Consider the following 9,296-nt stretch of genomic DNA (forward strand, 5'->3'; position numbering starts at 1 on the left):
GCAGGTCCAATTACAGAAATTTTACATTCTATACAGTGAAACGGATGAGTTTTCAATGTGAAAAATTACGAATTATGGCAAAAAACGATGTAAAAACTACGAAATATGTGAAATATGCATTAAATCCACCCAAAAGATTTCTCTTTCATTCCACGTTATCATAGCTTGAATTTTCATCTGCTTCAAGATAGATATATATCAAAGAGGATGAAGGCCTGTGAGAAAAGACCATTGAAATACAATCCAGTGTTTCGTCAACACTGCTCTGACGTACCTTGCTTGTCCTTTTTCGCGTCATCCCGCCTGCGGCTTATGTTACATAGCTCAACTATATGCTCAAATCCGCAGGCAGAATGGCACAAAAAATTACAGCGCAATATTACGTCATTTCATCGTTGACGTAACACTGGTGCCTGTTCATAGTTGGTTCTTTGCTCCGATATCTGCGTTGCCCGAAAAATTTTATCCTTGGAATATCAATCATATGTCTCCGGTAAAATTTCCCGTGCGCCTTCATTTCGAATAAAAATCCTTATTTTATGGACAGACACAATCTAAATTCTGTACCTCAGAAAACAGAAAATGGATTAATATTTTATTTCAATATGTTATGGTATGTTTTCTGGGACAGGTCATTCACTTTTTGGGTGAATACGCATTTTTTCAAGAGTCAGGTATAATCGTAAAATGTACAATCAGGTTTATTGAACAAAATCACTTGCCTCTCTGTTGGCATTCGATGACGGATTCAGGGTTACGGTTGAAGACAGGGGCTCAGGAGGTTGCTGATGGCGGAAAAGAGAAGATTTACCAGGATTGTCTTTGCTGTCCGGGCTGAATGCACTGTTGCCGGGAAGACATTTTCTGTTGAGAGACTGATAAACCTCAGTGTCGGAGGGTGTCTGGTAGAGATCAAAGCGGAGGCGGCGATTGATGATGAATGTGATGTTGTCATTCCCCTGGGAGCTGAGGGGCTGCATGTGAATGTGAAAGGTCGGGTTGCCAGGATTGAGGACGATTATATCGGGATTAAATTTGTTTCAATTGATCCGGAAAGCCTGCATCATCTGCAGAATATAATAAAATACAATTCCCCCGATGCCGAGGCTATTGAAGATGAGTTAAAGGATCATCCCGGTCTTTTGTAGCTGATGTTTCGCAAGTGCGGATCGAGGAGGCTGTCTGAAAATACCTGTTCTCTGATAATCCTCTGGAAGAACGAAGAATGAAAACTGATAAACAGGAGCAATCTATGGAAACGAAAGTGTTGGTGCCGGTTGCCGAGGGGTTTGAGGAAGTTGAAGCATTAAGTATTGTTGATGTGTTCAGAAGAGCAGGAGTCCAGGTGGATCTGGCTGCGGTGGGGGGAGATTTGCAGGTCATATCTTCTCATGATGTCAAAATAATAGCTGACAAACTGATTGAAGACTGTAGGGACGAGACCTATGATCTGGTTGCTCTGCCGGGTGGTATTCCCGGGGCGGAGAATCTCAGGAATTCAAGCGTTCTGGCAGAAATATTGAAAAAACAGAGCAGGGAAAACAGGCTGTACGGAGCAGTTTGCGCGGCACCTGCGGTTGTTCTTGAGCATCACGGTCTTCTTGACGGGAAAAAAGCCACATGTCACCCTCTTTTCATGGAGAAATTGAGTGACGGCGACCAGGCGGGAATGAGTGTGGTTCATGACGGAAACTGTGTGACTTCAAGGGGAGCGGGCACATCAATTCAGTTTGCCCTGGAAATGCTGGGTATTCTCCTGGGTGAAGAAAAAAAACAGGAGGTGGCTAAAGGCATGGTTGTCGGATAGTTCGAAATATAAATCCGTGACGGTTTAGTGAATATCTTTCGGATAACAACTTGAAAAGTTAATATAAATTCATTAATCGGGCGTGTTTGAAAAATCTTCGCCTCCCTGTGGGGCGTTCACTGAGTCAGGCACGAATCAGTCTCTGTTCCGTCTGTAGATAATAACTGAAAACGGTTCTTTCCCATCTGAAAAATGTTCCCGTGAAACTTCCCGGAAATCTTTCTCGGGAAGTTCGGGAAAAACAACGTCTCCCTCCACTTCCCGTTCAAGGGTTGTCAGGCGGATCGTGGTGGCCACATCCAGGCCATGCCTGAAAACCTGGGCGCCGCCAATAATGAACACTTTTTCTTCCCCTTTGCACATTTTCACTGCTTTTTCCAGCGATTCGGCTTTTTCCACGTCTCCCGGGACATAGTTCTTATTCCTGCTGAGGACTATATGACGTCTGCCGGGCAGGGGGGCTGGAAATGATTCGAATGTTTTTCTTCCCATAATCATTGGACACCCCATGGTTGTTTTTTTGAACAGGCGCAGTTCTTCTGGAATATGCCAGGGCAGGGTGTTGTTTTTGCCAATGATTCTGTTCAGGGCCATGGCTGCAATTATTATTATTTCCATAAGTGTGTTCCTGTTACTGGATGATCGTGCCTGGGAAAGAAACGAACGATATTAAACAAATCCTGATCTTCAGGATCACAAATGTCAGGCTGAGTTTTGTGCGCAATTAGAAAGTGCCTGTCCATAGTTGGTTTTTTTGCCCGATATCTGCGTTGCCTGAAAAATTTTATCCTCGGAATATCAATTATATGCCTGCGGTAAAATTCCCCGTGTGCCTTAATCTCGAACGAAAATCCTCATTTCTGGACGGACTCTAGAAAACAAATAATACGAAAAATATAGATTTTGTTCAATTTTTTTTATACGCTGAAAGAGTATATGGTTTTTTCGAGTTACTGGAATAAGTGGGCAATTATTCATAAAGGGCTGGAGGATGTCGATGAAAATGCTATGTCCGAACTGTGGAGTGAGAGGTTCCGCAGACGATTCGTATATAGGGAAAAAGGTTAAGTGTCCGAAATGTAATGAGATATTTAAAGCTGTTCCCGAGGAGGAAAAAATTGAGGAGAGTTTTCGGGAACCGGCTCCGGAAGAATTTGTGGAAGAATCGGTTGTGTCGGATCTGCAGGATATTCTTCCGGCAGAGGGTGACGTGGCTGATGCGGAAGAAGAATTTGACGATGAACCTCTGGTGATTGATGAGAAGGAAATATTGTCAGCGGCAGTATATGAATCCGAATCGTTAAAGGATGAACCCGTCTCGGTTGATTCGGGAGAACATCCCGCTGGAGAATCCGAAGATGATTTTGCTGTACAACTTGATGAAACCTTGCCTGAAATTGACGATTTTGACGAACCGTTGATCAGTGATGAAATACAGGAAATCGAAGAACAGTCCCTGCTCGACGAGGTGGATGTGATTGATGATTCTGATCCAGTTGAATCACAGGGGAGTATTGGCGTCGAAACAGACGACCATGAAATTGTGGAAGTTTTTGACGAGGAGGATGAAACTGACACTCTCTTGAAAGATCCTCCGGAAGAGTCACCCCAGATTGAAACGGAAAAATGTTCAGTGTGTGGGAAAGAGGACAGTATTGGAGAACCGTTTATTGCAAAGGACGGTCAGTTATTCTGCACAGACTGCCTGCCGGAGGCCATGGAGGATGAAGAAAAAGTTATACCTCCCGGGGAAGATGTGACATCGACTTTGCGGGCCAGGGGCTTCCAGGGTAATGATCCGGAGGTCACTGAAATCAGGGCAAAGCATTCCGCCTTCACCGTTTCGGGAGTAATCAAAGAGGCCTGGCGGGAGACAAAAGGAGCCAAGGCTTCTATCTGGGCGGGTGCTGCAGTTTTTTATCTGCTGCTCCTTATTCTCACAGCCGGAGCTACCTTTCTTGCACCTTATCTGACAATTGATCCGGCGGCCAATAGTGACCTGGTTAATTTTGGGGTACAGGCTTTTTCAGGTGTGCTTTCCGGTATTGTTTCAGCGCTTTTCACCGCTGGTCTGTTCTATATGGGGGTGAGGAAAGTTGCCGGGGATACACTTTCATGGAAAATGATTTTCAGCGGTTTTTCAAAAACCGGCAAAGTGATTGTTGCCACTCTTCTACAGACAATACTGGTGAGTATTGGTATGATTCTTTTTATAATTCCTGGTATTTATCTTATGATAGCGTATGGCCTTGCCATGCCGCTTATTCTGGATCGGGATATGGGGCCGTGGCAGGCGCTTGAGACCTCCAGGAAGGCCATCCACAAGGTGTGGTGGAAGGTGGCCGGTGCAGTAATTGTGATGGGATTGATTTACATGGTTTCTGTTATTCCACTTGGACTCGGCATGATCTGGACACTGCCCATGTCGTTTGCCCTTGCCGGAGTGATCTATCGCCACCTCTTTGGATCAAAGACAGATGAGCAGTCAGAAAAGAGATCATTAAGTTAAAATTCCTGGGAGAAAACCGGTATGACAACGATTCCATTTCCTCTTTTCTGGCTTATCATGGGGGTAATGCTTCTCTTTCTGGAGATGGCCCTGCCCGGATTTGTGCTGTTTTTTTTCGGACTGGGAGCTCTGGTTACATCCCTTGTCACTTACCTTTACCCTCTCAGTATCAGCTGGCAGCTGGCTCTTTTTATTGTGGCTTCACTGGCCTGCCTGTTTTCCCTGCGAGATATTATTCAGCGCCGGTTTTTTAAACAGCCGACTGGAGAGGGAGAGGATAAGGTGGATGAGGATGTGCTGCTTGCCGTGGCCGGCGAGCGGGGTGTTGTCTGCATGACAATAGTGCCGCCGAAAGAGGGAAGAATAAAATACGCAGGAACATTCTGGCGGGCTACGGCAGATGAACGGATTGATGAAGGTGAGATCATTTCGGTGGTTTCCCAGGATGGCCTGATTATTCATGTTGAAAAGGTCTGAACTTTTTACGGGAGAAAAGAATGGAACAGAATCTGATTGCTCTCGGGTTTATCTTGCTGCTGGTGGTGGTTGTTCTGATAAAAACAGCCGTTGTGGTTCCCCAGAGATCGGAGTACGTGGTGGAACGACTGGGGAAATACAGAACGACCCTGGGTGCCGGATTTCATATCCTGGTACCGTTTTTCGATAAGATTGCCTATAAGAGAAGCCTCAAGGAAGAACCTATCGATATCAGTGCCCAGACCTGTATTACTGCGGACAATGTTACCCTGGAAGTTGACGGCATTCTCTATCTCCAGGTGGTGAACTCGAAAATGTCGGCCTATGGAATTGATGATTATCATTTCGCCGCGACCCAGCTTGCCCAGACCAGTCTGCGTTCAGCCATCGGCAAGATTACCCTGGACAACACCTTTGAGGCAAGGGAAACATTGAATGGTCAGGTTGTCATGGCCCTGGACGAGGCTGCAGGGAACTGGGGAATCAAGGTTCTCCGTTATGAGATTAAGGATATACAGCCACCCCGGACTGTTCTTGATGCCATGGAAAAACAGATGAAGGCCGAACGGGAGAAAAGGGCAGAAATAGCCCGGTCTGAAGGTGAAAAGCAGGCGATCATCAACCGGGCGGAAGGTGACAGGGCCGAGGCTATTTCCCTTTCTGAAGGTGAGAAGATGAAACGAATCAACGAGGCGGAGGGAAAAGCCCGCGAAATTCTCATGGTCGCCGATGCCACAGCTAAAGGAATACGAAAGGTTGCGGAAGCACTGGCATCTCCAGGTGGCAAGGAGGCCGCGAATCTTGAAGTAGCCAAGCAGTATATAGGTGAATTCGGCAAGCTGGCCAGGGAAAACAATACCATGATTATTCCCGGTAATCTGACGGATATAAGCAGTATGGTTGCAACGGCCATGGCCACGTTTGAGCATGTCGGGGGTGGTAAAGAGTCTGCCGCTGAAGAGGTACGGTTTAAAGGTTGATGTTTTCTTCAGGCCGGATGGCCGGGCATTGCCGGATTCATCTGCTGATGGTGTTTTGTGCTGCCCTGGTGTCCACCTCATTTACAGTGGGAGCGGCCATTACAGAGACACTTGATCCGGCAGTACTTACATTTATCCGCTTTGTTATTGCTGCGCTCTGTTTCGGCCCTCTGGTCCGTTTCAGGTATGGGGCCACTTTCTCCTTATCGCTCTTCTGGCGATGCGGAGTAATCAGTTGCAGTCTGGTTGTCTTCTTCTGGTGCATGTTTCTTTCCCTGCGTTATACGACAGCATTGAATACCAGTGTGATCTTTACCCTTGTCCCCTCTTTTTCTGGAATATACGCCTTTTTTCTTTTGCATGAGAAACTGACAAAAGCCCAGCTCATTGCCCTTGCCTGTGGAATGATCGGCGCTGTCTGGGTTATTTTTCGTGGAAATATAACGGCGTTGCTGGAAATGAACTGGAACAGGGGAGATCTGATTTTTCTGGCGGGAGGTTTTGCCATGGGGCTCTATACCCCCCTGATACGTCTTTTGCACAGGGATGAACCCATGGCTGTCATGACCTTCTGGGTACTGGTTACCGGTGCTCTCTGGCTTTTTCTGTTCAGTGGTGGGCAGTTGCTGACAATGGACTGGTCCGGTGTACCTCTGGAAGGGTGGATAGGGGTTGTGTATCTGGCAGTTTTTACAACGGTGATCACTTTTTTTCTGACCCAGTATGCGGTTCCCCATTTAGGGCCGACACGGGTGATGGCTTATTCCTATCTCTATCCTGGCCTTGTTCTGCTGCTGGATCTTGTACTGGGACACCCTTTACCGTCTGCCAGGGTGCTGCCCGGTATTGTAGTGGTTCTGTCTGCCATGGGCGTAATTCAGTTTTCGGAAAAAAAATCAGGTTAGTGAGAAGTGCCTGGTCACGGGGTTAACAGCCCCATGATTTTATCATCTCTGGACCGTAATTGTTCACCTGAATCGGATTTTTACAGGCTCTTTCTTTTGCTTTTATCTACCCTGTGCGGGCAGAAGAGATTGTGAAAAGCCGGGGTGCCGGTGAGTAATTACCGTGAGAAAAGGGTTGGTTTGGTGTAAGTTATGGTCATTGTGCCATATTCCACTCCGGAAATTCTGCAACGGAGGTTCAAGAATGAAAACGACTGCCGCGGACATCATGGTCACGGAATTTTCAACTCTGCTCCCGGGAACTCCTGTTATTGATGCCATTAAAGTATTTCAGCGTACCTCAAGGCAACAGGGCAGGAGATTGTTTGGTATCATTGTCATCGATGAAAATCAGCGTCTGGCCGGAATGCTTTCCATGTACGATATCCTTCTCTATCTGCGGCCGAAGCATATTCACCTATGGGGAACCATGGAGGAGTTTGACATTGAAGGAGTAGTAGAATCCGCGGGAAAGAGGATAAAATCCATTCTCGTAGGTGATATCATGACCCCGGAGGTGGTGACCATTGACGCAGGCGCCAACCTGATGATGGTTCTCGACATCATGATCAAGAAACATGTGCGCAGGCTGCCTGTGGTGCAGGAGGAGCGGATCGTCGGGATTGTTTATATCTCCGATCTTTTCAATCACCTTCTGGAACAGATCAGTGATTGAACAAAATGCGATAATTCCGGCGGGGGGAACATGTGATGGTCGTAATTGAGCGAAAAAATACCCTTCGAAACCTGTCCGTCAGCGACGCCATGCGACGTCAGGTTGTTCAGCTTGAACAGACAAAGTCCATAGACCATGGTATCAATACCCTGATTAAATTTAAGGTCAATGCCCTGCTTGCGGTTGATTCGGAGAGTCGTCCTGTTGGTGTTGTCTCAAAAACCGATATCATGGGTGCTTATTATGCAGGACTGCCCATCGATTCTCCCCTTGAATATATCATGGTTTCTCCGCCCCTCTTCTGCCATTCGGAAGACAGTCTGGAAGCAGCTCTGGAGTTGATGCGGAGCCAGGGTGTTTACCGCTTGTATGTGCTCGACAGCGAATCGGAGAAGCTGGTGGGGGCTCTTGCCTACCCGGATATTGTAGGGCTGTTGTACCAGTATTGCCGCCAGTGTGAATTCAATCATCTCAATATTCTCAAACACCATGAAGAAAATGATTCCATGCATAGATTTTCCGTGCGTGAAGTGATGACTTCGCAGGTCAAGAGTATAGGGAGAAACGAAACCCTGAGCAGAGTAATGGAAGAACTTTCGGCTCACAGGTTCGGGGCGATTCTGGTTGCAGATGAAGATGGAGTGCCATGCGGCGTTATTTCAAAAACGGATCTGGCGCTCACCTATAAACATCAGGTGGATCCGCAGACGCTGGCTCATACGGTTATGAGCACACCGGTACATACATGCGATGTCGAATTGCTGCTGGAAGAGGCAATCAGAAAAATGATTTTAACAGATACTCATCGTCTCTTTGTCCATGAGGGTGACAGGGGGAATATTGTGGGGGTCCTTTCGCTTTCTGATGCGGCCCGGGTACGTTCGGGGTCCTGTCATGGCTGTGTTTCCAGTAGAATCAAGGTGGAAGATCACGACTGACCGGGGCATTACGGTGATTGTTCCACAAGATTGAGATAGAGGTCGCCGCGACCATAGGGGCCCGGCCGACCTTTGCCCTTTATCCTCAGTTTCTGGCCGTTTCTGCTGTCGGGGGGGATTGTCACTTTCAGGGTCTGTTCACCACGGTCGCCGTAAACGACAATCTGAATGGTTTTTCCCCGCTTCAGCTCATCCGCTGAAAGGGGAGTATGATAAGTTGTATCATAATCCGGCAACTGTCTCGTTTCTTCCTTCCTGTTCCCCTCCCTGCTGCGTCCGCCCAGGAGTGAGCCAAAGGTTGAGGTGACGGATTTGAGGAAAGACGAATTGCTGCCAATGGATTTTTTCGCAGTTTTTGAGAGCAGGGGACCGGCCATGGAGCCAACGAAAAATATACCGCCAAGAAAAATCCCGCCCTTGCCTCTGAAAAAACTGTTCCTGATGAAATGTGAGCTGGAGCGGAATCCGGACCGCTGAAATTCCCGCAGCAGTCCACTGAACATTTGCTGAAACCGGGGATCTTTAAAAAGATCCCGGAGAATGTCTTCCTGACTGTAGGTGAAACCCGTTGTGCCGCCGTTTCCTGATGCCTTCATTCTGTCGTACTGTTGCCGTTTGACAGGGTCAGTGAGGACACCGTAGGCTTCCGCAATTTCCTTGAATTTCTCTTCTGCTTCCGGAGAGTCCGGATTTCTGTCGGGATGATAGCGCATGGCCAGCCTGCGATAATTGCGGCGGATTTCATCCTCGGTGGAAGTGGTGGTTACCTGGAGAATTTCATAATAGTTTTTCATGATGGAAGGTGCAGACTGTTTTTTATCTTATTGTAACCTGATTTCTGCAATTGGCAAGTTTGTACCTGTCCATAAACGGTCCTTTCAACTGAACTCTGCCTTATGCACAAAAAATAATCTGATTACGTATAAAACTCAGCCTGATACTTGTGAACCTGGGGATGTGCCTGT

10 protein-coding genes are annotated in these 9,296 nt (G+C 47.1%); 8 read left to right on the forward strand and 2 right to left on the reverse strand.

The genetic code is table 11. The features are described from left to right. The first annotated feature begins 788 nt into the window (after positions 1-788). The gene (locus ACXLDX_RS11670) at positions 789-1,148 is read left to right on the forward strand and encodes a PilZ domain-containing protein (protein ID WP_457577361.1); all 360 of its coding nucleotides are present in this window, start codon (positions 789-791) and stop codon (positions 1,146-1,148) included. 104 nt (positions 1,149-1,252) lie between these two features. Beyond that, a complete protein-coding gene (locus ACXLDX_RS11675; protein WP_457577362.1) occupies positions 1,253-1,807 on the forward strand; it encodes a DJ-1 family glyoxalase III in 555 nt (184 codons plus the stop codon). A gap of 135 nt (positions 1,808-1,942) precedes the next feature. Here the strand turns inward: ACXLDX_RS11675 and ACXLDX_RS11680 are convergent, their stop codons facing one another. Then, positions 1,943-2,425 (reverse strand): dihydrofolate reductase, encoded by a 483-nt coding sequence (locus ACXLDX_RS11680; RefSeq protein WP_457577363.1) that lies wholly within the window; start codon positions 2,423-2,425, stop codon positions 1,943-1,945. Between the two features lie 379 nt (positions 2,426-2,804). Here ACXLDX_RS11680 and ACXLDX_RS11685 point away from each other — a divergent pair, with 379 nt between their 5' ends. The 6 genes from ACXLDX_RS11685 to ACXLDX_RS11710 all read left to right on the forward strand — a co-directional run bounded on the left by ACXLDX_RS11685 (position 2,805) and on the right by ACXLDX_RS11710 (position 8,331). Beyond that, positions 2,805-4,316 carry a hypothetical protein gene (locus tag ACXLDX_RS11685; protein WP_457577364.1) on the forward strand — a complete coding sequence of 504 codons (1,512 nt, stop codon included), beginning with the start codon at positions 2,805-2,807 and terminating at the stop codon, positions 4,314-4,316. Positions 4,317-4,337: 21 nt separating this feature from the next. Continuing rightward, positions 4,338-4,793, forward strand: a complete 456-nt coding sequence (locus ACXLDX_RS11690; RefSeq protein ID WP_457577365.1) for an NfeD family protein — start codon at positions 4,338-4,340, stop codon at positions 4,791-4,793. Positions 4,794-4,813: 20 nt separating this feature from the next. Continuing rightward, entirely contained in the window at positions 4,814-5,773 is a 960-nt protein-coding gene (locus ACXLDX_RS11695; RefSeq protein WP_457577366.1) for an SPFH domain-containing protein, read from the forward strand. Continuing rightward, a complete protein-coding gene (locus tag ACXLDX_RS11700) occupies positions 5,773-6,678 on the forward strand; it encodes a DMT family transporter (protein ID WP_457577367.1) in 906 nt (301 codons plus the stop codon). The genes ACXLDX_RS11695 and ACXLDX_RS11700 overlap by 1 nt, the downstream gene beginning before the upstream one ends. Before the next feature lie 244 nt (positions 6,679-6,922). Continuing rightward, positions 6,923-7,393 carry a CBS domain-containing protein gene (locus tag ACXLDX_RS11705; RefSeq protein WP_457577368.1) on the forward strand — a complete coding sequence of 157 codons (471 nt, stop codon included), beginning with the start codon at positions 6,923-6,925 and terminating at the stop codon, positions 7,391-7,393. A 35-nt stretch (positions 7,394-7,428) separates the two neighbouring features. Continuing rightward, the gene (locus tag ACXLDX_RS11710) at positions 7,429-8,331 is read left to right on the forward strand and encodes a CBS domain-containing protein (RefSeq protein WP_457577370.1); all 903 of its coding nucleotides are present in this window, start codon (positions 7,429-7,431) and stop codon (positions 8,329-8,331) included. A gap of 8 nt (positions 8,332-8,339) precedes the next feature. Here the strand turns inward: ACXLDX_RS11710 and ACXLDX_RS11715 are convergent, their stop codons facing one another. Beyond that, on the reverse strand, positions 8,340-9,125 hold the full coding sequence (locus tag ACXLDX_RS11715) for a DnaJ domain-containing protein (RefSeq protein WP_457577369.1): 786 nt from the start codon (positions 9,123-9,125) through the stop codon (positions 8,340-8,342). Positions 9,126-9,296: the final 171 nt, after the last annotated feature.

This window comes from Desulfomarina sp., from assembly GCF_054039375.1.

Bases quoted from the DNA above. Each gene is read 5' to 3' on its own strand.
- ACXLDX_RS11715 (WP_457577369.1), bottom strand. From the start codon at position 9,125: ATGAAAAACTATTATGAAATTCTCCAGGTAACCACCACTTCCACCGAG.
- ACXLDX_RS11710 (WP_457577370.1), top strand. From the start codon at position 7,429: ATGGTCGTAATTGAGCGAAAAAATACCCTTCGAAACCTGTCCGTCAGC.
- ACXLDX_RS11670 (WP_457577361.1), top strand. From the start codon at position 789: ATGGCGGAAAAGAGAAGATTTACCAGGATTGTCTTTGCTGTCCGGGCT.
- ACXLDX_RS11680 (WP_457577363.1), bottom strand. From the start codon at position 2,425: ATGGAAATAATAATAATTGCAGCCATGGCCCTGAACAGAATCATTGGC.
- ACXLDX_RS11705 (WP_457577368.1), top strand. From the start codon at position 6,923: ATGAAAACGACTGCCGCGGACATCATGGTCACGGAATTTTCAACTCTG.
- ACXLDX_RS11695 (WP_457577366.1), top strand. From the start codon at position 4,814: ATGGAACAGAATCTGATTGCTCTCGGGTTTATCTTGCTGCTGGTGGTG.
- ACXLDX_RS11675 (WP_457577362.1), top strand. From the start codon at position 1,253: ATGGAAACGAAAGTGTTGGTGCCGGTTGCCGAGGGGTTTGAGGAAGTT.
- ACXLDX_RS11690 (WP_457577365.1), top strand. From the start codon at position 4,338: ATGACAACGATTCCATTTCCTCTTTTCTGGCTTATCATGGGGGTAATG.
- ACXLDX_RS11685 (WP_457577364.1), top strand. From the start codon at position 2,805: ATGAAAATGCTATGTCCGAACTGTGGAGTGAGAGGTTCCGCAGACGAT.
- ACXLDX_RS11700 (WP_457577367.1), top strand. From the start codon at position 5,773: ATGTTTTCTTCAGGCCGGATGGCCGGGCATTGCCGGATTCATCTGCTG.